This is a genomic window from Streptomyces sp. Y20, from assembly GCF_043195475.1.
Lineage (GTDB): Bacteria > Actinomycetota > Actinomycetes > Streptomycetales > Streptomycetaceae > Streptomyces.
The window spans coordinates 258,523-282,118 of the sequence record NZ_JBIDDP010000001.1; the positions used below are offsets into that span (position 1 = coordinate 258,523).

The 23,596-nt window shown below is 72.9% G+C and carries 21 protein-coding genes and 3 pseudogenes; 6 read left to right on the top strand and 18 right to left on the bottom strand.

Annotation, left to right across the window (positions count from 1 at the left end; translation table 11 throughout):
- Positions 1–121: 121 nt before the first annotated feature.
- Positions 122–434, bottom strand: a pseudogene (locus ACGFT1_RS01200) (TetR family transcriptional regulator); the annotation flags it as partial.
- Between the two features lie 63 nt (positions 435–497).
- Here ACGFT1_RS01200 and ACGFT1_RS01205 point away from each other — a divergent pair.
- A complete protein-coding gene (locus tag ACGFT1_RS01205) occupies positions 498–1,376 on the top strand; it encodes an SDR family oxidoreductase (protein ID WP_373906928.1) in 879 nt (292 codons plus the stop codon).
- Between the two features lie 466 nt (positions 1,377–1,842).
- Here ACGFT1_RS01205 and ACGFT1_RS01210 read toward each other — a convergent pair whose 3' ends face one another.
- Entirely contained in the window at positions 1,843–3,177 is a 1,335-nt protein-coding gene (locus ACGFT1_RS01210; RefSeq protein WP_373906929.1) for a serine hydrolase domain-containing protein, read from the bottom strand.
- A gap of 254 nt (positions 3,178–3,431) precedes the next feature.
- Here ACGFT1_RS01210 and ACGFT1_RS01215 point away from each other — a divergent pair, with 254 nt between their 5' ends.
- Positions 3,432–4,157, top strand: coding sequence for a TetR/AcrR family transcriptional regulator (locus ACGFT1_RS01215; RefSeq protein ID WP_373906930.1), 726 nt, complete (start codon positions 3,432–3,434; stop codon positions 4,155–4,157).
- Between the two features lie 52 nt (positions 4,158–4,209).
- Here the strand turns inward: ACGFT1_RS01215 and ACGFT1_RS01220 are convergent.
- Positions 4,210–4,368: pseudogene (locus tag ACGFT1_RS01220) on the bottom strand (alpha/beta hydrolase); the annotation flags it as partial.
- 174 nt (positions 4,369–4,542) lie between these two features.
- On the opposite strand from ACGFT1_RS01220, the gene ACGFT1_RS01225 reads away from it, so the two are divergent.
- Positions 4,543–5,307, top strand: coding sequence for a class I SAM-dependent methyltransferase (locus tag ACGFT1_RS01225; protein WP_373906931.1), 765 nt, complete (start codon positions 4,543–4,545; stop codon positions 5,305–5,307).
- A 266-nt stretch (positions 5,308–5,573) separates the two neighbouring features.
- Here the strand turns inward: ACGFT1_RS01225 and ACGFT1_RS01230 are convergent, their stop codons facing one another.
- Positions 5,574–7,004 carry an FAD-dependent monooxygenase gene (locus tag ACGFT1_RS01230; protein ID WP_373906932.1) on the bottom strand — a complete coding sequence of 477 codons (1,431 nt, stop codon included), beginning with the start codon at positions 7,002–7,004 and terminating at the stop codon, positions 5,574–5,576.
- A 115-nt stretch (positions 7,005–7,119) separates the two neighbouring features.
- On the opposite strand from ACGFT1_RS01230, the gene ACGFT1_RS01235 reads away from it, so the two are divergent.
- Entirely contained in the window at positions 7,120–8,085 is a 966-nt protein-coding gene (locus ACGFT1_RS01235; RefSeq protein WP_373906933.1) for an Lrp/AsnC family transcriptional regulator, read from the top strand.
- A gap of 179 nt (positions 8,086–8,264) precedes the next feature.
- Here the strand turns inward: ACGFT1_RS01235 and ACGFT1_RS01240 are convergent.
- The 5 genes and pseudogenes from ACGFT1_RS01240 to ACGFT1_RS01260 all read right to left on the bottom strand — a co-directional run.
- Positions 8,265–8,528, bottom strand: a pseudogene (locus ACGFT1_RS01240) (tannase/feruloyl esterase family alpha/beta hydrolase); the annotation flags it as partial.
- Between the two features lie 84 nt (positions 8,529–8,612).
- Entirely contained in the window at positions 8,613–9,854 is a 1,242-nt protein-coding gene (locus ACGFT1_RS01245; protein ID WP_373906934.1) for a PHB depolymerase family esterase, read from the bottom strand.
- Between the two features lie 176 nt (positions 9,855–10,030).
- Positions 10,031–10,369: a universal stress protein gene (locus ACGFT1_RS01250; RefSeq protein WP_373906935.1), complete on the bottom strand. Its 339-nt coding sequence runs from the start codon at positions 10,367–10,369 to the stop codon at positions 10,031–10,033.
- 358 nt (positions 10,370–10,727) lie between these two features.
- Positions 10,728–10,970, bottom strand: coding sequence for a DUF397 domain-containing protein (locus ACGFT1_RS01255; RefSeq protein WP_373906936.1), 243 nt, complete (start codon positions 10,968–10,970; stop codon positions 10,728–10,730).
- A gap of 98 nt (positions 10,971–11,068) precedes the next feature.
- On the bottom strand, positions 11,069–11,935 hold the full coding sequence (locus ACGFT1_RS01260; RefSeq protein ID WP_373906937.1) for an alpha/beta fold hydrolase: 867 nt from the start codon (positions 11,933–11,935) through the stop codon (positions 11,069–11,071).
- A 276-nt stretch (positions 11,936–12,211) separates the two neighbouring features.
- On the opposite strand from ACGFT1_RS01260, the gene paaK reads away from it, so the two are divergent.
- The gene (gene paaK / locus ACGFT1_RS01265; protein ID WP_373906938.1) at positions 12,212–13,528 is read left to right on the top strand and encodes a phenylacetate--CoA ligase PaaK; all 1,317 of its coding nucleotides are present in this window, start codon (positions 12,212–12,214) and stop codon (positions 13,526–13,528) included.
- 99 nt (positions 13,529–13,627) lie between these two features.
- Here the strand turns inward: paaK and ACGFT1_RS01270 are convergent, their stop codons facing one another.
- The 3 genes from ACGFT1_RS01270 to ACGFT1_RS01280 all read right to left on the bottom strand — a co-directional run bounded on the left by ACGFT1_RS01270 (position 13,628) and on the right by ACGFT1_RS01280 (position 17,347).
- Complete coding sequence (locus tag ACGFT1_RS01270) at positions 13,628–15,124, bottom strand: acyl-CoA synthetase (protein WP_373906939.1); 1,497 nt, start codon at positions 15,122–15,124, stop codon at positions 13,628–13,630.
- A gap of 162 nt (positions 15,125–15,286) precedes the next feature.
- Positions 15,287–16,852, bottom strand: a complete 1,566-nt coding sequence (locus tag ACGFT1_RS01275; protein WP_373906940.1) for a phytoene desaturase family protein — start codon at positions 16,850–16,852, stop codon at positions 15,287–15,289.
- A 120-nt stretch (positions 16,853–16,972) separates the two neighbouring features.
- Positions 16,973–17,347 carry a ferredoxin gene (locus tag ACGFT1_RS01280; protein WP_373906941.1) on the bottom strand — a complete coding sequence of 125 codons (375 nt, stop codon included), beginning with the start codon at positions 17,345–17,347 and terminating at the stop codon, positions 16,973–16,975.
- 280 nt (positions 17,348–17,627) lie between these two features.
- Between ACGFT1_RS01280 and ACGFT1_RS01285 the strand changes: the two genes are divergently transcribed.
- On the top strand, positions 17,628–17,993 hold the full coding sequence (locus tag ACGFT1_RS01285) for a DUF6479 family protein (protein ID WP_373906942.1): 366 nt from the start codon (positions 17,628–17,630) through the stop codon (positions 17,991–17,993).
- A gap of 70 nt (positions 17,994–18,063) precedes the next feature.
- Here the strand turns inward: ACGFT1_RS01285 and ACGFT1_RS01290 are convergent, their stop codons facing one another.
- The 6 genes from ACGFT1_RS01290 to ACGFT1_RS01315 form a co-directional block, all read right to left on the bottom strand.
- Positions 18,064–18,519 carry an RpiB/LacA/LacB family sugar-phosphate isomerase gene (locus ACGFT1_RS01290; RefSeq protein WP_373906943.1) on the bottom strand — a complete coding sequence of 152 codons (456 nt, stop codon included), beginning with the start codon at positions 18,517–18,519 and terminating at the stop codon, positions 18,064–18,066.
- Positions 18,520–18,601: 82 nt separating this feature from the next.
- Positions 18,602–19,864 (bottom strand): ANTAR domain-containing protein, encoded by a 1,263-nt coding sequence (locus tag ACGFT1_RS01295; protein ID WP_373906944.1) that lies wholly within the window; start codon positions 19,862–19,864, stop codon positions 18,602–18,604.
- Between the two features lie 149 nt (positions 19,865–20,013).
- Positions 20,014–20,499: an STAS domain-containing protein gene (locus ACGFT1_RS01300; RefSeq protein ID WP_373906945.1), complete on the bottom strand. Its 486-nt coding sequence runs from the start codon at positions 20,497–20,499 to the stop codon at positions 20,014–20,016.
- Between the two features lie 125 nt (positions 20,500–20,624).
- The gene (locus ACGFT1_RS01305; protein ID WP_373906946.1) at positions 20,625–21,560 is read right to left on the bottom strand and encodes a glycosyltransferase family 2 protein; all 936 of its coding nucleotides are present in this window, start codon (positions 21,558–21,560) and stop codon (positions 20,625–20,627) included.
- Positions 21,557–22,498 (bottom strand): glycosyltransferase family 2 protein, encoded by a 942-nt coding sequence (locus ACGFT1_RS01310; protein WP_373906947.1) that lies wholly within the window; start codon positions 22,496–22,498, stop codon positions 21,557–21,559. Before ACGFT1_RS01310 ends, ACGFT1_RS01305 begins: the two co-directional genes overlap by 4 nt.
- Complete coding sequence (locus ACGFT1_RS01315; RefSeq protein ID WP_373906948.1) at positions 22,488–23,492, bottom strand: glycosyltransferase family 9 protein; 1,005 nt, start codon at positions 23,490–23,492, stop codon at positions 22,488–22,490. The genes ACGFT1_RS01310 and ACGFT1_RS01315 overlap by 11 nt, the downstream gene beginning before the upstream one ends.
- Between the last annotated feature and the right edge of the window lie 104 nt (positions 23,493–23,596).

The window sequence follows — 23,596 nt, forward strand, 5'->3', positions numbered from 1 at the left end:
CTGCCTGCTCCAACGACGAAGCGGGATCGTCAGAGGGATCTTGATGTCAGCGGTCAGTCAGATTCCCCCACCGGCCACAGGGAGCTATCTGGCCGTGCCTGCACCGGGCCGCAGAGCCTTCCGTGACGGGGTCGTACCGATCGAGGCCGGCCCGGAAGTGCCGGTGCAGCGCCGTCACCGGTTTGATGCCGGACTTACGGTGACGTACGACGCGTGCTGCCTCGCCCTGATGGTCCGCAAATCGGTGCAGCACCAGGTCTTCCTTGGCGGGGAAGTACCGGAAGAGGGTCGCCTTGGTGATCGGCTGCCGCGACGATGTCGTTGACCGAGACGCGGTCGAAGCCGCGCTCCAGGAACAGCGAGACGGCCGCGTCGCCGATGGCGTCACGCGTCCGCTCCCTCTTGCGGGCCCGCAGTCCCGTCGACTCGCTCACCTGACCACCGCAACATTCTTGACCGAGTTGCTTTTTTAACCGAGTAACGTTTTCATGAGCGGCATGAATCAGATGGACATTCCTCCCGTGCTCGTAACCGGGGCGACGGGCCGGGTCGGCCGCGTCGTCATCGACCAACTCCTCGACGCGGGCGTGCCGGTCCGTGCCCTCACCCGTCGCTCTGAGGCGGCGGCAACGTTGCCGGCGACGGTCGAGGTCTTCGCTGGCGACCTCACTGTGCCCGAGTCGCTCGACCCGGCGTTGAGTGGCGCCGGTGCGGTCTTCCTCGTCTGGACCGCCCCGCCTCAGACCGCGGAGGCAGTCGTCGAGCGGCTGGCAGCCCACGTGCGGCGGGTCGTCTTCCTCTCCTCCCCGCATCAGACGCCGCACCCCCTTTTCCAGCAGCCCAATCCCATGGCGGTGCTGCACGCCGACATCGAGCGGCTCATCGCGGCCGCCGGCCTCGAGTCGACGATCATCCGGCCGGGGATGTTCGCGTCGAACTCGCTGGCCTGGTGGGCGCCCGCGATCCGGGCCGGCGAGGTCGTCCGGTGGCCTTACGGCGCTGCCGAGTCGGCACCGGTCGACGACCGCGACATCGCAGCCGTCGCGGCGCGGACGCTCTATCAGGGTGGATACGTCGGAGGCGACTACGTCCTCACGGGCTCCGAATCGCTGACCCAAGCCGCGCAGGTGGAGGTCATCGGTGACGCCCTGGGGCGCCGGATCGCATTCGAGGAGATAACGCCGGACGAGTTCCGAAGTCTGTGGGAGGGTACGGTGCCCAGCTCGGCCGTCGACATGCTGCTCGCCGCGTGGAGTGCGGCGGTCGGGCAGCCCGCGTACATCACCACTGCGGTGGCCGACATCCTTGGGACGGCGCCGGGAACGTTTCGCCAGTGGGCCGTTGACCACGCCATCGCGTTCACGAAGGGTCCGTAACCTCGTTGACCGGGACCTGCGTCCCAGGCCTCAGCCCTCAGTCCGCTGTCGCCCCGGCCCTCGCCTCCGGAACGTGCCGAGCGCGTGGGCGCGTGAGGTTCAGGCAGCCCGGGGCATCGTGCGTGCCGACAGGACGCGCGCCTGCGGTCCAAGTACGCAACATCGAGTGGTGCCTACTGGCCCGACTGAATAGTGCGGGGTGAGAATACCGCTCTTCACCAGTCGTTGATGAGTTTGGGAGGCACGGAAGCTCTTGCCGGGGCAGCATCAAATGCTCTCTGTGAGAGGGGTTGGTTGCCGCCGATGCCGAAGGCCTAGCTGTATGGCGATCCGGCGTGATCATCGCGGCGGCATGCCAGTGCGGGAGCTCGAGCGCACGCATCGCATGACCTGGCGAACGCTTGAAGGCGTCGTGTTCGTCCGCGTCGGAGCCGAGGACGAAACGCGGGCTCCGCGGCGAGCGGTCTTACGCGGTCTTAGGACCGCAGCGCATACCGATGTAGACGCAGCCCGTGCCGTCCTCCAGTGTGGAGAAGATTACGGGCATGTAGTCCTCGCTGAACGCCGCGCCCACCCCCGTGCCGGCGAAGACCGTCCCGGTCACCGGCACCAAATCGATCTCCAAGGGCTCGGAGAAGTCCTTCATGCCGTCGACGAACTCGTACACCGCGTGGCCGGCGCCGTTTCGTTCCGTCACGGTGATGACCACGCCCTCGCGCCGGTACGTGCCGACGAGCGGCCCGAAGTCGACCGCGGGCGGCTGGGCCGGCGGGGCGAAGGGCTCCGGCATCCTCATCCCGGCCAGATCGGCGAGGAGTTCCCGGTAGAGCGCCGCGTACAGCTCTCGCGCACCACCGCCGTTGGTCAGCAGCACGACCGCGACGCCTGCCGACGGCACGACGCGCAGGTAGCCGTACTGCCCGATGGAGGCGCCGTCGTGGCCGTAGCCCTGGACGCCGTTCCAGTCGTACAGGGTCCAGCCCAGTCCCCAGCCGTCCGCGCTGACAGTCCACTTGTCGGGGGAGTCGACGACGCGTCGCTGCATGAGCGCGACGGTCTCCTCGGACAGCACGCGTGTGCCGTTTCGCGCCACGCCGCCGTCAAGGTGCATCCCCGCGAGCCGCGCGACGTCTCCGGCCGTGGCGATGACCCTGCCGTACGGGCCCGCCGAGCGCGGCATCAGGTCCCAGGACGGCGCCGGTTCCGGATCTCGACCCGCCTCGCCCAGGTGTCCCATCGCCGCACGGAAGCGCAGTGCCTCCTCAGGCAGCGTCATGGTGTGCGAGAGACCGAGCGGTGTGAGGAGCAGGTCCTTCAGGGCTTCGTCCCAGACCTTGCCGGTCACCACCTCGATGATCCGGCCGAGGACGTTGTACCCGACGCTGCTGTAGGAGATCGCGGCACCGGGTGGACAGTCGAGCGCCACGTTCCTCGCCGCCTCGACGTACTTGGCGAGGCAGTCGTCGCCCCGCCCGCTGTCGTAGGTGAAATCGCAGGTGAGGCCGCTGGTATGGCTGAGCAGTCGGCGCGTGGTGATCGCCCTGGTCGCGTCGGGATCGGCGACCGAGAACTCCGGCAGCACGTCGGCCACCGGCGCGTCCAGGTCCAGTTCACCTGATTCGGCGAGTCGCATGATCAGGGTGGCCGTGTAGATCTTGGCGATCGAGCCCAACTGGAAGACCGAGTCGGTCGTCGCCTCCACGCCCGTGCCTCGGTGCAGCACACCACTGGCAAGCTCGTGGACGATCCCGTCGACGACAATCGCCAGCGAGGCGGCCGGGACGTGATGCTCAGCGCGCAACGTGTCGAGGCGGGCCTGCCAGTGGGCGAGGTCCAGCTTTCGGCCCGCCGAATTCCGGCTCCCCCCTCGCAGTTGACATTCCCGTGGCCCTGCTCGTCCCAGCTCATGGCGTTCTTCGACATGTCGGCCCCCCACTCGATGCGTACGACGTTCTCCGATGCGTACACCGTACGCAGAAGGGACGGTGTACGCAAGACGCGTACAGCGTGCGCTAAAGTCCGGAGAGAAGCGTGACAACGCAGAGACGAGGACTTATGCCAGCCGATAGGAAGCCGCGCGCATCGGTGTGGAGCCGTCCGCGCCCCCGGCAGCGGGAGCACCTGACCCGGGAGCAGATCGTGGCCGCGGCCATCGAGCTGCTGGACGCGGAGGGCATCGAGGCGCTCACCATGCGCAAGCTCGGCACCCGCTTGGACGCCGCGGCCACCTCCCTCTACCGACATGTGGCCAACAAGGACGAGCTGATCGAGCTGGTCGTGGACGACGTCTACGGGGAGGTTCAGGTACCGGCCGCCGCCGACCGTACCCAGTGGCGCGCGGCAGTCACCCGCATCGCCACCGATCTGCGGACGATGACTCTGCGACACCCCTGGATCGCCCCCGAACTGGGCCAGGTCGGTCTCGTCCACATCGGCCCGAACGCCATGCGGATGGCGGCGGGGCTGCTCGCACAGTTCGAGGCGGCCGGCTTCCCCCCGGACGAGAAGGACCGGGCCGCGGGGACACTCACTGCATACGTTGTCGGGATTGCGACCTCCGAGGCCGCGTACCTCTCACTGATCGCTCGCAGCGGCAGAACCGAACAGGAGTGGGTGGCGGCCCTGCGCCCGGCCTTCGACGAAGCTTCTCAGCAGCACCCGCGGCTGCGGGAGGGAAGCTCCGCCCGGCAGGACGTGCACCCCCAGCACATCCGCGACGGCGACTTCGCGTACGGGTTGGACCGCGTCCTCGATGGCCTGACGGCCCGGCTCGGCGCCTGAGCGACGTCCATCTCAGCGACATCCGGCAGCCGTTGCCCCAGGTTCCTTGCTCAGGCCGTCCAGCGAAGAAGCCCGCAAGGGAGGACGCGAGCGCTTCCGGAGCCTCTTCGGCTACGGGGTGCCCGGAGTCGACGCCGTGACCCCGTAGGTCCGGTGCCCACTGCCGCCAGATCTTCACCGGGTCCCCGTACCGGTCCTCGAGGTCGTCTCGAGTGGCTTCGTCCACGTTCAGCAGCAGCGTTTGTCGATGAGTTCCAGCAGCAATTGGCGATCAGCGTGTTCGCAGAGGTTCACGAGATATGACATCACCGTCGTCAATGAGGGCGTTCGCTCCGTCACGGGGCGACCAGCGCCTCTGGGGAACCACGCGCGGTAATCTCGGGCCATGCCCGAGACATCGGTGGCGCACTTCTACGACGAACTGGCCGACGATTACCACCTGATCTATCCAGACTGGGACGCGAGCATCCGTCGGCAGGGGGACGCCCTGGACGCCCTGATCGGCCAGGATCGCGCGGCGGTGCTCGACTGTTCCTGTGGCATTGGCACGCAGGCCATCGGCCTGGCGCTGCGCGGGCACCGCGTCACCGGGACTGACCTCAGCCCTCGCGCAGCCGCCCGCGCCGCTCGTGAGGCCACCCGCCGGAAGCTGAGTCTGCGCACGGCCGCCGCCGACATGCGACGCCTCCCGTTTCCCGATGGCCGGTTCGACACCGTCGTCTGCGCCGACAACTCGCTGCCTCACCTGCTGACCGACCAGGATGTGCACGCTGCCCTGGCCGAGATGCGCCGTGTGTTGCGTCCCGCTGGCCTGCTGCTGGTCAGCACGCGCCCCTATGACGACCTGCTGTGCAACCGCCCCGCTTCGACGCCTCCACAGGTTCACGGGGTCGCCAGCGGTGGAGAACGGACAGTCACCTTCCAGCTCTGGCACTGGCACGACGACGGCGAGCACTACGACTTGGAACACTTCCAACTCCTCCCGGCAGGCGGAGAATGGCGCGTCCAGGTCCGCCGGACCACCTACTGGGCACTCGGCCAGGACCGGCTGGCCGACCTAGCAGCCGAGGCCGGGTTTGTCGACCTCGGCTGGCGGTTGCCGCAGGAGACGGGCTTCTTCCAGCCGCTGCTCACAGCCCGTGCCGGCTAGTAGATGCTTCCACCACTCAACTCGACCGCTGCGTGTGCCGCTGCTTGCGCGGCGCGTCCAGGTCCGCCCGCAAGATCCCGTCGATCGCCGCCTTGTACGGGTCCGGCATCGACGGCCGCGGCGGCAGCGGCTTGCGTGCTCAGGCCAGGCCGCGTCCAGAGCCTTGTCGCGGTCGATGGGCTGAGCCCAAGCACGATGGTTGTCACCACCGGCGCCCACTGATGGCCACCAGCCTCTCCACGACGGCCGGCTCCCCGAACGTGGCCTCAGCGGGGCTCGCCGAACCAGCGGTCGAGCGCCGGTTCCAGATCATCCGCGCCTGCCCAGCACACGTAGCCGTCCGGCCGGATGAGCATCGGCTCGGTGTCGGCGCCCTGGCCCACCCGGTCCACCCGGTCCGACCAGCGGCCGGCGATGCTGGAGAACGTGTCGGCAGGGTCCAGCAGGATGCCGTGCCCGGACCGCAGCAGTTCGTGCACCCGGGCCGGGCCGAGGTCCAGGTCCGGTGCGGGCCGGCCGACGAGCGGATGGGTTCCGGTGCCCGGCATCGGGTAGCGGATGGCCATCCCGGACATCAGGTCGGCGAGATAGTGCTGGACGTCCGGCAGACGGGCCATGGCCGTGAAGACCTCCCGGGCGGCCAGCACGTCCGGATCGCGGGTGCCGGACCAGTCCATCAGCAGGCTCTGGGCCCGGACGTTGCGCAATACGGCGGCCCCGGCCGGATGCCGTTCCGCGTGATACGTGTCGAGGAGGTTCTCCGGTGCCCAGCCGTGCACGGCGGCGCCGAGCTTCCAGCCGAGGTTGAGCGCGTCCTGCATCCCGGTGTTCATGCCCTGCGCGCCGAGCGGAAGGTGGACATGGGCGGCATCGCCCGCCAGGAAGACCCGCCCGTGCCGGTACTGCTCGACCTGCCGTGAGGCGTTGGTGATACGGCGGGCGTAACGCAGTTCCTGCAGATGCACCCGCGTGCCGAACACGGTGCTCAGGCCGTGACGGATTTCGTCCTCGGTGACCGGGATCTCCCTGGGCAGTGACTGGCCCGGCCCACCGAGGACCAGTCGGCGCAACGGCCTGCCCTGCGGATCGGTGCCGAGCGGGAACAGCGCCGCCCAGTGCCCGTCCTCGTTCCAGGTGTGCGACGTGGACGGATCGACGCCGCTCAGGCGCACGTCGGCGGCGGTGATCGTCAACGTGCCGGGCTGACCGGGGAATCCGGCCCGCAGCAGCGACCGTACGGTGCTGTGGGCTCCGTCGGCGGCGACGAGGTAGCGGGAGCGGAGGGTGGCGCCGTCGACGAAGGTCGCGGTGACCCCGCTGTCGTCCTGGGCGAGGCCGGCCAGTTCGTGGTTCCTCCGGGCGTGAAGGCCGTGCGCGGCGAGGTGCTGCTCGAAGAATCCCTCGATCACCACCTGCGGCACGGACCGCCATGGCAGCCGGTGACGGTTGGAGTGGAGGGGGATACCGGCGAAGTGGCCAGTGGTGACGGGGTGATCTCCGGTGGCCAGCAACGGCTCCAGCAGCCCTCGTTGGTCGAGCGCCTCCAACGTGCGGGACTGCACGCCGCCTGCCTTGGACAGGTCGCTGCGCTGCGACAGCTTGTCGACCAGCACGGTCGACACCCCCGCCAGCAGCAGCTCGTTGGCCAGCGTCATTCCGGTCGGGCCGGCGCCGACGATGAGCACATCGGTGTCCATGGACTCTCCTCTGGCTGTGTCGATCAGGACAGAGGCAACGCTGCGTCGGCCGAGCCGCCCGAGCCAGACACCGGACCGATTGCACTGAAATCTGACACCGTCTAGCCTCGGCTCGGTGGAATCCGACTACGACGAGCTGGATCGTCGGCTCGTGCACGCCCTGCAGATCGACGGCCGTGCCCCGTTCAGCACCATCGCCGAGGTTCTTGGCGTGTCGGATCGCACCATCGCCCGCCGGTACGCCCGATTACGGTCGGCCGGGGCGGTACGGGTGCTGGGCGGAGTCGACCCGACCGCGCTGGGCGCCATCCTGTGGTTCCTGCGGGTGCGATGTGCGCCCGCCGCGTCGCTCCCGGTCGCCGAGGCGCTGGCCAGACGCCCCGACACGTCCTGGGTGAGCCTCAGCTCCGGCGGCACCGAGATCACCTGCGTGGTCCGTACCGAGAGCGAGGCGGACAGCGAGGCACTGCTGCTGGCCAAACTCCCCCGCACCCCGCGCGTGGAGGGCGTGACCGCGCACTGCTTGCTGCACGCCTTCTACGGCGGCCCGGACAACCTGGTCGGAAAACTCGGGTCGCTGGACGCGGAGGCGATCGAGCGACTACGCCCGCCTCCGCTGCCACATCGACGGGGACCGGTGCGGCTCGACGACGGTGACCGCAAGCTCCTCGCCCTGCTCGCCACCGACGGCCGGGCCGAATTCGAGCAATTGGCCGCAGCGACCGGCTGGTCGCCGACGACCGTCCGGCGCCGGATGGCAGAGCTGCGCGAACACGGCCTGCTCTACCTCGACATCGACGTCGACTGGCGCATGTTCGGCGTGAACGCCCGAACCCTGCTCTGGCTCTCCGTCGCCCCCGCACACCTGGAGGAAGCCGGTCAGGCACTGGCCGGGCACCCGGAGATCGCGTTCGCCGCCGCCACGACCGGCCCGACCAACCTGTACGCGAGCGTGGTGTGCACGAACCAACAGGCGCTGTACCGGTACCTGACCACCCGGGTCGCCGCACTCCCAGCCATCACACACATCGAAACGGCACCAGTGATCAGGACCGTCAAGAAGGCAGCGAACCAGACATGACAACCGACCAGCCCCCTGCTGTCTCGAACGCGCAAAGCACACCGTCTGTTCCCGGGTCGGCGCACTACCTGTCACCAGCAGCGCCCGAAGCACGGCGGGTGTCACCGGCCCCGGCGCTGCACCGGCCGCCTGGCTGCACAGCGGCCCCGACGATCAGCCCGGCAGGATCCCTCCGACGATCCTTGTGACAACACGCTGGCCTTGGTGACACCTATCGAGCTTCGGCTCGAAAGGTTGCCCGGAGTGCCGGTGACCACCAGGCCGCCGTTCCAGTGGTCGGGCAGCCGGATGACGAACTGGGTGTCGTGGTGCCAGCCGTGGTCGGTGTGGGTGGTGGAGGTGTCCGGGAAGTAGCCGTCGATCTGGATGCCGGGGGCGCCGGTGGGGGTGGGCAGGCCGGCGGGGGTGAGACCCGCGTAGTCGGCCGGGTCGGTGTGGCCGGCGACTCCGGACATATGCGGGGCCGCCATGATGACGACCCGTTGGGGGTCGTCGGCCACCATGGCGGCCCTTGTCCTGACCGTGTGTCAGGGGCAGGCGGTGTCGGCGAGGGTGAAGTAGCCGGTGGGCGACTCCTTCAGGGTGTGGGTGACGAACGTGTTGTACAAACCCATGTTCTGGTGGGAGCCGTTGGCGTAGGTGATGCCGCCGCCGGTGGTGGCCCGCCCGGCCTGTACGTGGGCGTAGTTGCTCGCCGTCCAGCAGGCGGACGTGTCACCGCCACCGGGGTCGGAGCCGCCCGGGTCGGAGGTGTCCAGGCCGAAGAACCGGGCGATCCAGCGGCTGGAGCAGATCGAGTCGAGGAAGTACGGCGCGCCGGTGCCGCCGCACTGCTCGGCACCCGTGCCCGGGTCGACGGGGGTGCCGTGGCCGATGCCCGGGACGCGGTCGACCTCGACTGCGACCGTGCCGTCGGGGGCGAGGTACTGGTCCTGCCGGGTGGCGTCCGGTCCGATCGCCGTCGTGCGCGTGGGCGTCTGGGACAGTCCGTGCAGGGCCGTCCACTGGTCGCGCAGCTCGGTGGCGTTGCGCGGTACGACGGTGGTGTCCTGGTCGCCGTACCAGATGGCGGTGCGCGGCCACGGCCCGGTGTACGACGGGTAGGCGTCGCGCACCCGCTGGGCCCAGTCGGCCGGGTCGAGGTCGGCACCGGGGTTCATGCAGGTGTAGGGGCTGTTGTCCCGGGTGCAGTCGTAGGGAAGGCCGGCGACGACCGCGCCCGCGGAGAACACGTCGGGGTAGGCGGCGAGCATGACCGCGGTCATCGCGCCGCCCGCGGACAGACCGGTGACGTAGACGCGCCCCGGGTCGGCGCCGTAGGCGGTGACGGCCTGGCCCACCATCTGCCGGACGGAGGCTGCCTCGCCCTGGCCGCGCCGGTTGTCGGTGGACTGGAACCAGTTGAAGCACCGGTTCGCGTTGTTGGCGGTGCCGGTCTCGGCGAGTACGAGCAGGAAGCCGTCGCGGTCGGCGAGTCCGGGCAGGCCGGAGTTGTCGGCGTAGGTCTGGGCGTTCTGGGTGCAGCCGTGCAGCGCCACGACGACCGCCGGGTGGGCGGGGAGCGCGGCGGGCCGGTAGACGTACATGGTGAGGGCGCCCGGGTCGGAGCCGAAGTCGCTCACCCGGGTGAGCGTGACGGCGGCGCGGGCCTCGGGCGCGGGGCCGGCGAGTGCGGTGCCGAGGACGACGGCGAGGACGGCGAGCAGCCGGGGCAGCAGCCGGGCGTGTGGTGGTGCTCCGGGTGTCGTGCTGAACGGAGGCAGGGGCATGGCGGCTCCTTGGGTGGACACAACTGTCCCGGCCGCTCCCGCGCGGGGGCTGCGCCTGGAGCGCCGGGTGTTGCGGAACGTTAGGTTCGGATGTGTCCGGGCACCATGGCGCCGCGCACCACAGCCGCCGGAACGCCAGTCGGCAGCGGGCGGATTGCGGGGCATCGCGCGGTCTGCTAGGCCGTGTCGTCCGGCGGTCCCGGCGGCACCACCGCGACCGGGCTCGCCGCGTGCGGCAGTAGGGCCTGGGTCGCCGAGCCCAGCATGCGGGCCGGGGCGAGCAGCGGCCGCCGGTGCCGGCCGACGACGACCAGGCCGGCGTCCCGGGACGCGGCGACCAGGTGGCCGGCCGCGTGGCCGGGCGGCACTTCGGCGTCGGCGCGGATCCCGGGGTGCCGCTCGGGGTGCGGGGCCCAGAGGCCCTCGGCGAGGCGCGGATCTCCTGTTCGACGGCGCCCTGGTCGACCACGGGCGGCGCGGACCAGCCGGGCGCGGACCAGGACTGTGGGGGCCACGGGCAGGCGGCGATCGCCCGCACCCGGGCCTCGCGGCGGGCGGCCTCGGCGAAGGTGAAGGCGAGGACGGACGCGTCGGGGCTGTCCGCGTGCAGCCGGACGACCACCACCCGGGAGCCGGGCCCGGCGGGCCGGCTCCCGTGCTTCTCTTCGGCCTGGACGGCGTGGGCGGCACCCCGGTCGCGGTCCGGGCCGCGCAGGTTGCCGCCACGACCGTCGACCGCGGCGATGACCGGCGCGGTGCTCGTCCTCCACCTGAGCAAGGCTTTCCCCGTGCCGGGGACAGCCTTGCTCAGGTGCGGGCCCGGCGGGGCGCTGCCGGTCGCGTGTCGTGGGATCCGCCGGTGACGTCCCCGGTTCAGGTGAGGTCGAACTCCCCTTCCCGCGCGCCGGAGACGAAGGCGCCCCACTCCGCGGGGGTGAAGATCAGGGAGGGGCTCTCCGGCCGGCCGCTGTTGCGCATCGCGATGAAGCCCTCGACGAAGGCGATCTGGACGTCGCCCCTGCCCTGGCTGCTGGACTGCCACTCGGCCCCGCTGAGGTCCAGCTCCGGCTTGTCCCAGCCCGTGAGCGGCTGCTGCTGGGTGATGGTCTCGGCCACGTACCTGCTCCTCCCGGTTCGTCCTCCGCGCTCAGCCTAGCGATCGGCCGCTACGGCGGACAGGGCACGCGGGGAGGACATCGGGCGTCCGGCGGCGCTCACCGGGCCGCGGGCGGGGTGGTGACCGCCGGGGTGCCGAGGAAGGCGGCGACGCGACCGCGGAACCACCGCGGGTCGTCCAGCCAGGGGTAGTGACCGGCGCCGGGCTGGACGGTGACCTCGGCGCGGGGCAGGGCGCGGGCGATGCGGCGGGCGAGGCCGGGACGCGGGCCGCCGTCGGCTCCGCCCGCGTACACCAGGACCGGCGCGGTCAAGGCGGCGAGGGCGGCGCGGGTCGCGTCCGGGGCGAACGCGCCCTCGGCGAAGTAACGGTCGCCCGCCTCGTCGTTGGTCTGTTCCGGTTCGGCGTCGGCGTGTGCCCGGGCGGTGTCGTCCCAGCGGCCGTAGAAGAACGGCAGGAGGACATCATCGAAGTCCGCGCCGTCCGCGAGCCAGGCCCGGAAGGCGGGGTACGCCCGTGCGAACCACGGTTCGTCCGCGCGCAGCAGGGCCGCGGCCAGCCGGTCCTCGGGCGTGGCGCGCATGCCGAGCGGGGACGGGTTGGGGGTGACCAGCACCAGCCGGCGTATCCGGTGCGGGTGGCGGGCGGCGTAGAGCAGGGCCAGGGCGGCTCCGGCGGAGTGCGCGAGCAGGTCCATGTGCTCCAGCCCCATGTGGGCCCGCCACACCTCGACGTCCTCGACCATCCGGTCACAGCGGTACGTCTCCGGGTCGGCCGGCACGGCGGAGTTCCCGGTGCCGCGCAGGTCCAGCAGAGCCAGCCGACGGTCCGCGGTGAGTCCGCCGAGGTCTCCGAGATAGGCGGAGGCACGCATGGGCCCACCGGGCAGGACGGCGAGGGGCTCGCCGGTGCCGCGAAGGTGGTAGACCAGCCGGGTGCCGTCGGGTGCGCTGAAGCCGGGCATGCGGTGATCATCCCGCCTCCTCGCGTCCGGCCGCAACGCCTTTCGCGCGGGGCGCGGCGCCTCTCGCGCGGAGCGGTGCGACGCTGCCCCGCCTCCGCCACGGGCCGGGCACGCCACCGTCCGGTCCGTCGCCGACGGGTCCGCCGGCCCGGTCCTGGCCCGAAAAATTCCGCCACCCTCTTGCCCGGGATCCGTACGGCCTGAATTACTGATCCCGAACAGAGCGACCGAATGATCGGTCGTCCGGAATGTGAGTCTGGCGAGGGAGACGTCCCGATGACGGATGCTACGGACCTGCTCGACGGGGGCGAACGCCTCGGGCCCGAGGAGCTGCGGGCGTTGCAGCTGGAACGGCTGCGCGCCTCGCTGCGGCACGCCTATGAGCACGTCCCGTTCTACCGGGAGTCCTTCGACAGGGCCGGCGTCCGCCCGGAGGACTGCCGCTCGCTCGCCGACCTGGCCCGTTTTCCCTTCACGACCAAGTCCGACCTGCGGGAGAACTACCCGTTCGGCATGTTCGCGGTGCCGCGCGAGCGGATCCGCCGACTGCACGCCTCCAGCGGCACCACGGGCCGCCCCACGGTGGTCGGCTACACGGACAACGACCTCTCCATGTGGGCCGACATGGTGGCACGGTCGATCCGCGCGGCGGGCGGGCGGCCCGGGGACGTCGTGCATGTGGCCTACGGCTATGGACTGTTCACCGGTGGCCTGGGCGCCCACTATGGCGCCGAGCGCCTGGGCTGTACGGTCGTCCCCGCGTCCGGCGGCATGACGGCCCGCCAGGTGCAGCTGATCCGGGACCTGGAACCGTCCGTCATCATGGTGACCCCGTCCTACATGCTCACGCTGCTGGACGAGTTCGAGCGCCAGGGCGTGGACCCGCGCGGCACCTCCCTGCGGGTGGGCGTCTTCGGGGCCGAGCCGTGGACCGAACGGATGCGGCGGGAGATCGAGGAGCGGTTCGCGATCGACGCGGTCGACATCTACGGGCTGTCCGAGGTCATCGGCCCCGGCGTGGCCCAGGAATACGCGGAGACCAAGGACGGTCTCCATGTGTGGGAGGACCACTTCTATCCGGAGGTCGTCGATCCGGTCACGGGTGAGGTCCTGCCGGAGGGCGAGCGCGGCGAGCTGGTGTTCACCTCGCTGACCAAGGAGGCCATGCCGGTCGTGCGGTACCGGACGCGGGACCTGACGCGGCTGCTGCCCGGCACGGCCCGGGCCTTCCGGCGGATGGAGAAGGTCACCGGGCGCAGCGACGACATGGTGATCCTGCGCGGGGTCAACCTGTTCCCGACGCAGATCGAGGAGATCGTGCTGCGCACGCCCGGTGTGGCGCCGCACTTCCAGCTGCGCCTCACCAGGGACGGCCGTCTCGACGCGCTGACCGTCCGGGCCGAGGCCCGCCCCGGTGCGACGCCGGAGGTGCGGGACGCGGCGGCCCGGTCGATCGTCGCGGCGGTCAGGGACGGTGTCGGGGTGTCGGTCGGCGTGGAGATCGTCGAGCCGGAGTCGCTGGAGCGGTCGGTGGGGAAGATCCGCCGGATCGTGGATCTGCGGCCACGGGACACCGGACACCCGTCGGCGTGATCCGTCACGCCCGCGCCGGCGCGTACCGCGCAGCCAGGACGGCATCGCGGTCACCGTCCGGTGTGCCCTTGCCGTCGGGCCGGGCGGCGCGGGCCCCGGTCAGGCGCCGAAGCGGTCGCGGAGTTCGCGTTTGAGGATCTTGCCGCTGGCGTTGCGGGGCAGCGCGTCCACGAACAGCACCCGCTTGGGCGCCTTGAACGGCGTCAGCCGCTCCTTCACGTGCGCGATGAGCTGGTCCCCGGTCACCTCGCCGCGCGGGACGACGACGGCCGTGACGGCCTCGATCCACCGCTCGTCGGGCAAGCCGATCACGGCGGCCTCGGCGACCGCCTCGTGGGTGTGGAGCGCGTCCTCCACCTGGCGCGAGGCCACCAGCACGCCACCGGAGTTGATGACGTCCTTCACCCGGTCCACGATGGTGAAGTAGCCGTCGACGTCACGCACGGCGAGGTCGCCGGAGTGGAACCAGCCGTCGCGGAAGGCCTCGGCCGTCTCCTCGGGCCGGTCCCAGTAGCCCTCGCACAACTGCGGTGACCGGTAGACGATTTCACCGGGTGTGCCGTCCGGCACGTCGACGCCGTTCTCGTCGACGACGCGGGCGTCCACGAACAGCACCGTCCGGCCGCAGGAGTCCAGCCGGCCCTCGTGCTCGCCCGGGCCGAGGACGGTGGCCAGCGGGCCGATCTCGCTCTGCCCGAAGCAGTTGTAGAAGGCGAGCCGGGGCAGGTGCCGTCGCAGCCGCTCCAGCACGGGCACCGGCATGACGGACGCGCCGTAGTACGCCTTGCGCAGGCCGGCGAGGTCGCGGGTGGCGAAGTCGGGCCGGCCGGCCAGGCCGATCCACACCGTGGGCGGCGCGAACAGGCTGTCCACGCGGCCGGTCTCGATCAGGTCGAACAGCCGGTCCCCGTCGGGCGCGTCCAGGATGACGTTGGTCGCGCCGACCGCGAGGAAGGGCAGCAGGAACACGTGCAGCTGCGCCGAGTGGTAGAGCGGCAGGGCGTGCACCGGGCGGTCGCCGGCGCTGAGGTCGAGTGCCGTGATCGCGCTGAGGTACTCGTGCACCAGGGCCCGGTGGGTCATCATCGCGCCCTTGGGCAGGGCGGTCGTCCCGGAGGTGTACAGCAGCTGCACCAGGTCCTCGGTGCGGGGTTCGGGACCGTCGTACGGCGGTGCCTGCGGGAGCCGGGTCAGCAGCGAGTCGTCCGTGTCCCGCAGCGCCAGCACCCGCGCGTCCCGCGGGAGCCGGCCGGCCAGGTCCGGGTCGGCGAGCACCAGCGTGCTGCCCGACTGGCCGAGGAGGTGGGCCAGGTCGGCTCCGGTGAGGCTGTGGTTGACCGGCACATGGACCAGGCCCGCGCGGGAGCAGGCGAGGAAGGCGATCAGATAGGCGTCGGAGTTGTGCCCGTAGGCGGCGACCCGGTCGCCGGGTGCGAGGCCCTCGGCGCGCAGGAGCGTGGCCGCGCGGGAGACGGCGTCGTCGAGTTCGCCGTACGTCCAGCGGCGCTCGCCGTACTCCACCGCGACGCGCGCCGGGGTGCGGCGGGCGCTGCGCCGCAGCACCCCGTCGACCGTGCTTCCCTGTCCCTGCGTCATGACAGTCGATCCTCGGGCCGCCGGACGCGCCGGTCAAGCACCGCGTCCGCCACCGGGACCGGCCCGCCGGGCCGGCAGGGTTCCCGCGGCCGCCTCGGGCGTGCACCACCGTAGGGCTCGCGGGCAGACCCATGACGAGGGCGGGGGCTCCGGTCCGCCGCCTCAGGCGGTCTCCTCCAGCACCGCCATCGCCGCGTTGTGCCCCGGTACGCCGCTGACGCCTCCCCCGCGCACCGCGCCCGCCCCGCACAGCAGGACGCCGGCGTGCCCGGTCTCCACACCCCAACGGCCCGTCGCGTGGTCGGCGTACGGCCAGGACAGGGTCCGGTGGAAGATGTGGCCGCCGGGCAGCCGCAGGTCCCGTTCGAGGTCCAGCGGGGTCTTCGCCTCGATGCAGGGCCGGCCGTCGGCGTCGGTGGCCACGCAGTCGGCGAGCGGTTCGGCGAGGTGGGCGTCGAGCTGGGCGAGGGTGGATCTCAGCAGTTCCTCGCGCACGCCGTCGTTGTCCCGGTCGAAGAGCCGGGCCGGGGTGTGCAGGCCGAACAGGGTGAGGGTCTGGTAGCCGCGTTCCGCCAGGTCCGGGCCGAGGATGGTGGGGTCGGTCAGGGAGTGGCAGTAGATCTCCGAGGGCGGCGCGGCGGGGAGTTCGCCGGCCGCGGCCTGGGCGTGTGCGGTGGCCAGCCGGCGGTATCCCTCGGCGATGTGGAAGGTGCCGGCGAAGGCCTCGCGGGGGTCGACGCCGGGGTCGCGCAGCCCGGGCAGCCGGGTGAGCAGCATGTTGACCTTGAGCTGGGCGCCTTCGGCGGGTTCGGGCGCCGGGTCCCCGGTGAGCGCGGCCAGCTCCTGCGGGGAGGCGTTCACCAGGACGTGCCGGGCGGCGGCGGCGCCCTCGCCGTCCCGGGTGCGGTAGGTGACCTCGGCGGTGTGTCCGTCGGTGTGGATCCGGACGGCCTCGTGACCGGTCGCGATCTCGGCGCCTGCCGCGCGGGCGGCGGCGGCCAGTGCGTCGGTCAGCGCGCCCATGCCGCCGACGGGCACGTCCCAGGCTCCGGTGCCGCCGCCGATGACGTGGTAGAGGAAGCAGCGGTTCTGGGCGAGCGAGGGGTCGTGGGCGTCGGCGAAGGTGCCGATCAGCGCGTCGGTGAGGACGACACCCCGGACCAGGTCGTCGTGGAAGGCGTCCTCGACCGCGACGCCGACCGGCTCTTCGAACAGGGCCCGCCAGGCGGCCTCGTCATCGATGCGGCGGCGCAGCTCGTCGCGGGTGGGCAGGGGCTCGGTGAGCGTGGGGAAGACACGCCGGGCGACGCGGCCGGTCATGCCGTAGAAGCGCTGCCATGCCTCGTACTCGCGGTCGCCGCCGGTCAGCCGGGCGAAGGACTCCCGCGTGCGCTGCTCGCCGCCGCCGACGAGGAGCCCGGTCGGCCGGCCCGCCCGCTCGGTGGGGGTGTACGAGGAGATGGCGCGGGTGCGGACGCGGAAGTCGAGTCCGAGGTCCCGCACGATCTTGGGCGGCAGCAGGCTGACCAGGTAGGAGTAGCGGGACAGGCGGGCGTCGAGCCCGGCGAACGGGCGGGTGGAGACGGCCGCGCCGCCGGTGTGGTCCAGCCGCTCCAGCACCAGTACGGAGCGGCCGGCCCGGGCCAGGTAGGCGGCGGCGACCAGGCCGTTGTGGCCGCCGCCGACGATCACGGCGTCGTACGCGCGGGTTCCCTCGTTGGCGGACATGGTCCTTCGTAACACGCGGACGCACGCGGTGGAACGCGTTTCACACGTTGGTCCCGATCACGCGGGGTCCCGGGGCCTGCGGGCGCTCAGGGGGTACGGGCGCTCAGGGGGTACGGGCGCTCACTTCAGCATTTCCAGGAAGCCCGCGCAGGCGTCCGCACAGCCACGGCAGACGGCCGCGGCGGACTCGGCACCGGGGTGTTCGTCGAAGGCGTGCGCGCACTCCAGGCACACCGAGCGGCACCACTCCACCCGGACGCGGAGCGCCTCCTCGTCCTGGTGGTTCTCCTCGCACAGCACCCGGCAGGTGGCGTCACACACCTCGGCGCACATGATGCCGAGCCGGCGTACGCGCTCCTGGCCTTCGGTGCCGTCCGGTTCGACGAGACTCGCCCGCACCGCGCAGGTCCGGGCGCACTCCGTACACGCCTGCGCACACGCGAAGCGGTCCTCCAGGAACCGGTAGAGCTGCTGCTGCGAAGTCGGCGGTGTCACACCGTGCGGGTAGCCGGGGCGTGGGGGCGCAAACCGGATTCCGGGGTCGATGACGGAGCGGCGGGGACCCGTGCCACGGACCGGCGGGGACCCGTGCCACGGACGGGTGGGGACCGATGCCACGGACCGGCGGGGACCTACGCCGCGGACCGGCGGCGAGCCTTGTGCTCCCCGGGCCTGCGGGCGGTTCACCGCCGTCCAACAGCGGTTCACCGCCATCCGACACCATCCATACATCTTGTCCGGATTTGCACCCATTCGGGATGGGTATCCCTGTTCTATGAACACCGCATCGATGCAGTTGGCCGCGGCGAGCGGCCTGATGAGCCTCTTCCTGTTCCTCGTGGCCGTGGCCCTCTTGGCGCTGCTCGCCGGCGGCTTCTGGATGACCTCCCGCGTCAAGTACCGGGAGCCGCCGCGCCCGCGCCCCGAGGAACAACCCAAGCTGCCGCCGGAGGGCGCGGTACACGAGGTCCGGCAGAACAGGGAGTTCGAGGAGGTGCCGCAGACCCCCGAGGGCGGACGCCCGCTCACGCCGTACGAGCTGACCAACATGGACTCCCGGCCGAGCGAGTCGGAGGACCGCCCGCGCTGGAGCAGAGGGTCCAGCGGTTCGTTCGGCGGCGGTGGACTCGGCGCCCACTGAGAGCCCCGAAGCCGGGCTCCTCGATCAGCCCGCTCACCGGCCCCGGCCCGCGCCGGCCCGCCCGCGCCCCCTAGGGATTCGTCCGGGCGGCGTCCAGGCGGCCGACGCGGGCCACGTTCTGCCTGTCCTCCGCGTCCTGGCTGGGTTCGGCGGCGAACCAGGCGTCCAGGATCTCCCTCAGCACCGGCTCGGAGGTCAGGCGCAGACTCAGGGCGAGGACGTTGGCGTCGTTCCAGCGGCGCGCGCCGTCCGCCGTGGCGGCGTCCGTGCACAGGGCCGCCCGTACTCCCGGCACCTTGTTGGCCGCGATGGAGGCGCCCGTGCCGGTCCAGCAGCACACCACCGCCTGGTCGGCCGCGTCCTCGGCCACGTCCCGGGCGGCGGCCTCCGAGCAGGCGGCCCACTGCGCGTCGGCCCCGGCCCGCAGCGCGCCGTGTTCCCGCACGTGGTGGCCACGGCGCCGCAGTTCGGCCACCAGGAGGCGGGCCACGGGTTCGTCCATGTCGGAGGAGACGGAGATCCGCATACCCCGGAGCGTAGCGCGCTCCCTCGGGGCCGGGGTGCCCGCGCGCGGGGCCGTTCTCATGGCCGGCCGGGCTGCCGTGAGGTCACCTGTGACCGGGCTGCCGTGCGGCCGGTGCGCCGGCGGTCAGCGCGCTGTGCAGGTGTTCCAGGGCGTCCAGGAGTACCGAGCGGTGGTACCAGCTCAGCCAGGCCGACGTGTCGGCGGCCAGCAGGGCGAAGGCCTCGCCGGCGACCGGCCGGTGCCGGGCCTCGGGCCAGTGCACCGTGATCACGCCGGCGCACGGGCCTGCGGGAGACGGCACCGGAACACTGTGGAGGGCACGGATGCCGGAGGTCAGCAGGGCGCGCCGGAAGTCGTCGCGGAGCAGCGGCTCGGTGGCGACGTCGGGCACGCTCACGGGGCGGTTCCTGGTCCGGGCGGCCGTGTCGGTGTCGGCCCCGCCGCGCTCGAGATGGTCCAGAAACGTTTCCGCGCAACCGTGGTGGGCCTCGAGAGTCAGCGCGTTGACGGCCGGGTCCACACACCGCACGTACCCGGCGGGAGCCCGCCCGACGGCCAGTGCCTCGCACAGGACGGCGTCGATCATCTGCCGCCGGTAGCGCGGGTCGCGACCGCTGCGGGCCAGGATCCGCAGCTGCGGCGCGGGGAGGGAGCGGCGGCCGGGGAACCACACCTCGCCGTCCGGGGGCCGGGCCGCCACCACGGCGGAGCCCAGGACGCGCAGCGGCACGTTGAGCCGCTGGGAGGCCTCCCTGAGTGCCCGAAAGGCGCTGCTGGGGTCCGGCAGGCCGTAGCGGGCCATGAGCGTGCCCTGCGCCATGCCGATCACCGGTGCCGTGCGCACCCGGGCGCGCAGCGCGCGGACCTCTCGGTACAGGTCGTCGTACGAAGGCCGCAGCGGGTCCGTCAGCTGTGAGCGCCAGGCGGGCGGCTCCTCCGCACCGGAGGCGGTGCGGCCCGGTTCACGCAGGGCCTCCTCGAGGGTGGCGTACAGCCGGACACCGGTCAGGCGGGCCAGGTGCACCGCCTCGCGCACACCGGGCCGGGCGCGGACGATGATCAGCTCCGGGCGTCCGGTGCGGGCCCTGGCCGTCTCGCTGAGCGTACGCAGCACGGCGGCGCCGCCGAGGTGGACGTGGGCCATGTCGAGGACGGGCCGCAGCCCGGCGCGGTCCGCCCGCTCCAGGTGGCCGCGCAACGCGTCCGACCAGGCCTGGGCTCCGTCGGCGTCCAGGGTGCCCGACATGCGCAGCAGCAGGGCGCCCCCGGCGGACGGACCCTCGACCACGGAGGAGTCGATGACGAGGGGAGCCCGTGCGGCCGGCCGGGCGGAAGAGGGTTTCATGGCATCCCCCAGAAAGGACGTCACTCAGGGATCGTTCGGCCTCTTCCTGACCGTTGCACCACCTTGCACGCCAGGCCCCCTGCCCTCAACCGCACCGTCCTCCGCCCGGGGCACGGGCACCGGCTCGGGCACCCGTTCGGACGCGGGCGTCAGGCCGGGTCGCCGGGCTCCGCGCGGGCCGGTTCCCGCTCCGCCCGGGGATGCGGGGCGTGCAGGGCGTGCAGGGCGGAGGCCAGCGTGGCGTGCACGCGGACGCCCGGCAGGCCGGCGTTCGTCAGGGCCTCCCGCACGTGCGGGCGGGGCTGCACGACGGCCAGTGCGCGGCCGGCCCGGGCGAGGGGTCCGGTGGCCCGGTCCAGGGCGCGCATCGCGGCGGCGCAGGCGAAGTACACCTCGGTCAGGTCCAGAAGGGGATGTTCCCCGGCCTGGCCGGCGTGGCCGACGTGTTCGGCGAGGGCCTCGGCGAACTGCCGGGCGTTGGAGTCGTCCACCGTGCCCCGGGCCTTCAGGACGCTGATGGCGCCGAGCCCGGCGCGGTACTCGTGCACGGTCTGGAGGAGCAGAGGGGCGGGACCGCCGGGGCGGACGCGGGCCGGGGACGGCTGACCGCTGTCCGTGAGTGATCGGGATTCCATGGGGACCGGGCTTCCTGAGCGGGGTGGAAGGAGCAGCCGGCCGCGTCCTGACCGGGGGCTTCACTGTGCCCGCGCCCGTCGGCCGGCGCAACGACGTCAACCTGGCGTGTCGTACGTCGCGAAACTCAGCCGACGTACCGCCGGGCGGGTGAGTCCCTGCGGGCCCGTTCCAGCGCGGCCAGCCGGACTTCCAGGTCCGGCGGTACGGGGTCGCGGTGGCGCAGCACCCACGGCAGCCCGGCGGCGGCGTGCGCGAAGGCGCGGACGGAGGCGATGTCGCGGGGCACGGTCCGCGCGAGGTGCCCGGTACGGCGCAGCGCCGGCAGGAGCGGGCGGCGCAGCCAGGTGAACCACAGCGTGTTGCGCAGCCCGAGAACGCGCCGGGCCGTGCTGTCGCGCAGCACGGAGGCCTGGTGGTGGACGGTGAGTTCCTCGGCGTAGGCCAGCCACCAGCCCTGGCGCAGCAGGTCGCAGGCGAGCAGTTCCTCCTCGCCGCCGAGCCACAGCCCGGGGTGGAAGCCGCCGCCGGCGCGGAACGCGTCGGTGCGCAGCACGGTGGCGGCGGCGAGGAAGGAGCCGAGGGCGGGGCCCGGCAGCCACTCGGGGCCGGACAGGGGGGACTCGCGCAGTTCACGTACGACCGGGTCCTCGGTGCCGCGCGGCTCGACGATGATCCGTGCCGTGACGGCCGCGAGCCGGGGGCGGGTGTCGAGCAGGTCGGCGGCCCGGGCGAGGCTGCCCGGCGCCCACCAGGAGTCGTCGTCGCAGAAGGCCACGTAGGGCGTGCGCACCCGCTGGACGGCCAGGTTGCGGCCGATGGCGCCGAGGTTGCGGCCGGGGCGCAGCAGGGTCATCCCGGGGAAGTCGCGGGCGACGGCCTCGGCGGTGCCGTCGGTGGAGCCGTTGTCGGTGACGATCACCGGCGGGCGCTCGGGCAGCCGGCGCAGGAGGTTCAGGGTGCGCAGCAGTTCGTCGCGGCGGTTGTACGTGATCAGGACGACGGTCGTGCGGTCGTCGGGGACGGTGCGGGTGCGGGCGTCGGGCGCGGTGGTGCCGGTCATCGCGTGGCGCCTTTCCTCGGGCCGCCGGCCGGCTCCCGGTCGAGCAGGCGGGCGGCGTGTTCGACGTGCGGGGGCAGGGTGCGGCGGCGGGCGAGGGCGGCCGGGAACCGGGTGAGGGCCTCCTTCAGGGCGCTGCGTGCGCCGGGACGGCCGGCCGCGGCGGCCAGAGCGAGGCCGGTGCCGGCGCGCAGGGCTACCGGCCAGGGGCGGCGCAGGAAGGTGGTGAGCACGTGGTTGCGCCGGACGAGGGAGGAGCGGCCGGTGCGGCCGTGGGTCCCGGGGTGGTGGCAGGCGCTGAGGGAGGGCTCGTAGGTGACGCCCCAGCCCGCGGCGGCGAGGTCGTAGGCGAGCAGGGTCTCCTCACCGCCGAAGAAGAGCAGCGGGTGGTAGCCGCCGACGCCGAGGAAGGCCTCGCGGCGGACCACGCAGGCGCAGCCGAGGAAGCCGAGCACGGGGCGGCCTGGCAGGTCCGGCTCGGGCGGCAGGGGTGAGGCGGCGAGTACGGCGTTGAGGGGGTCCTCGGCGGCCTCGGGACCGACGAGGGTGCGGGCGGCGAGCAGGCCGAGCCGTGGGTGCCCGTCCAGGAGGTCGGCGGCCCGGGCGAGGCTGCCCGGCGTCCACCAGGAGTCGTCGTCGCTGAAGGCGACGTAGGGGGTGCGGGCGTGCCGGGCGGCCAGGTTGCGGCCGAGGGCGCCGGTGTTGGCGGGGGGCCGCAGCAGGCGGGTGATCGCCGGGTGGCCGGACACGGCCCGGTAGGTGCTGTCGTCACGGGAGTTGTCGACGACGACGACCGGCGGCCGCTCGGGCAGCGCGGCCAGGGCGTCCAGGGTGCGCAGCAGACTGGCGCTGCGGTCCCGGGTGATGACGGCGACGGTGACCCGGGGGTCGCCGTCTGCGGGCGCCGTGCGGACGTGTCCGGGTGCCTGCTCAGCGGACATGTGCGACCTCCCCGTTGTACCGCCGCCTGCCGCGGGGATCCCGGAGCAGCGTCAGGCAGGCCGCGGCGACCTCGCCGCTGCCGATGCGCAGCAGGCGGGCGTCCGGGGTGCGGCCGTGCGGGTCGCCGGGCGGGCCGGGCTTCCACAGGGCGACGTGGTCCGGGCCGGGCGGCGGACCCCACAGGCGCGGGGAGACCGGCCCGTACAGGGTGACCGAGCGGGTGCCGTGGGCCACCGCGAGATGGGCGAGGCCCGTGTCGCCGCTGAGCACCAGGGACGCCCCGGCGACCAGCGCGGACAGCCTGGCGAACGGCAGGCCGCCGGTCAGCACGTCGCCGGTGCGCCGGCCGCTGCGTTCGGCGACCGAGCGGACCAGGGCGTCCTCGCCGGGGCCGCCGGTGAGGACCACGTGGTGTCCGGCCGCCCGCAGGCACCGTACGACGGCGGCGAACCGCTCCCCTGGCCAGCGGCGCGAGCCCGATGCGGCCCCGGGGTGCACGACGACCGCGCCCGGGGCCGGGGACGGCGCGGCGGGCCGGGGCAGGCGCAGGTCGAGGGGGTCGGCCGGGATGCCGTACGCGTGCAGGAAGGCGCACCAGCGGTCGCGTTCGTTGAGCCCTCCCCGCCACGGCGGCCCGTCCGGGCAGGCGTGCGCGAGGAGCCGGCGCGGATGCAGGGCGGCCAGCGCGTCGCGGCTCTCGGGGCCGTTGCCGTGCAGGTCGACGGCAACGTCGGGGGGCGGCCCCGACCAGTGGGTGAGCGCCGGGACGGCCCGGCCCGGTGCCCCGGCCCGGAACACGGCGTCGACCGCCCCGGTGGCCAGGGCGAGTTCGGTCAGGCCCGGCGGCTGGGCGAGGACGACCCGGTGCCCGGGAAAGGCCCGGCGGACACCGCGCAGCGCGGGCACGCCGGCCAGCAGGTCACCGAGGCCCAGCGCACGCAGGACCAGGACGCGTGGCGCGTCGGGGGGGCTCGCGAAGTGCTCAGTGCTCACCGAGGCAACCCTCCGGCGGGTGGGGCGTGGAGCCCGCGTGGTCGGGGGCGGGACGGGGGTGGTGGCCGGGGACGTGGATCCGGTGGACACCGGGCGGCGGCGGC

Bases quoted from the DNA above. Each gene is read 5' to 3' on its own strand.
- ACGFT1_RS01205 (WP_373906928.1), top strand. From the start codon at position 498: ATGAATCAGATGGACATTCCTCCCGTGCTCGTAACCGGGGCGACGGGC.
- ACGFT1_RS01215 (WP_373906930.1), top strand. From the start codon at position 3,432: ATGCCAGCCGATAGGAAGCCGCGCGCATCGGTGTGGAGCCGTCCGCGC.
- ACGFT1_RS01225 (WP_373906931.1), top strand. From the start codon at position 4,543: ATGCCCGAGACATCGGTGGCGCACTTCTACGACGAACTGGCCGACGAT.
- ACGFT1_RS01230 (WP_373906932.1), bottom strand. From the start codon at position 7,004: ATGGACACCGATGTGCTCATCGTCGGCGCCGGCCCGACCGGAATGACG.
- ACGFT1_RS01245 (WP_373906934.1), bottom strand. From the start codon at position 9,854: ATGCCCCTGCCTCCGTTCAGCACGACACCCGGAGCACCACCACACGCC.
- ACGFT1_RS01260 (WP_373906937.1), bottom strand. From the start codon at position 11,935: ATGCCCGGCTTCAGCGCACCCGACGGCACCCGGCTGGTCTACCACCTT.
- paaK (WP_373906938.1), top strand. From the start codon at position 12,212: ATGACGGATGCTACGGACCTGCTCGACGGGGGCGAACGCCTCGGGCCC.
- ACGFT1_RS01270 (WP_373906939.1), bottom strand. From the start codon at position 15,124: ATGACGCAGGGACAGGGAAGCACGGTCGACGGGGTGCTGCGGCGCAGC.
- ACGFT1_RS01275 (WP_373906940.1), bottom strand. From the start codon at position 16,852: ATGTCCGCCAACGAGGGAACCCGCGCGTACGACGCCGTGATCGTCGGC.
- ACGFT1_RS01285 (WP_373906942.1), top strand. From the start codon at position 17,628: ATGAACACCGCATCGATGCAGTTGGCCGCGGCGAGCGGCCTGATGAGC.
- ACGFT1_RS01290 (WP_373906943.1), bottom strand. From the start codon at position 18,519: ATGCGGATCTCCGTCTCCTCCGACATGGACGAACCCGTGGCCCGCCTC.
- ACGFT1_RS01295 (WP_373906944.1), bottom strand. From the start codon at position 19,864: ATGAAACCCTCTTCCGCCCGGCCGGCCGCACGGGCTCCCCTCGTCATC.
- ACGFT1_RS01300 (WP_373906945.1), bottom strand. From the start codon at position 20,499: ATGGAATCCCGATCACTCACGGACAGCGGTCAGCCGTCCCCGGCCCGC.
- ACGFT1_RS01305 (WP_373906946.1), bottom strand. From the start codon at position 21,560: ATGACCGGCACCACCGCGCCCGACGCCCGCACCCGCACCGTCCCCGAC.
- ACGFT1_RS01310 (WP_373906947.1), bottom strand. From the start codon at position 22,498: ATGTCCGCTGAGCAGGCACCCGGACACGTCCGCACGGCGCCCGCAGAC.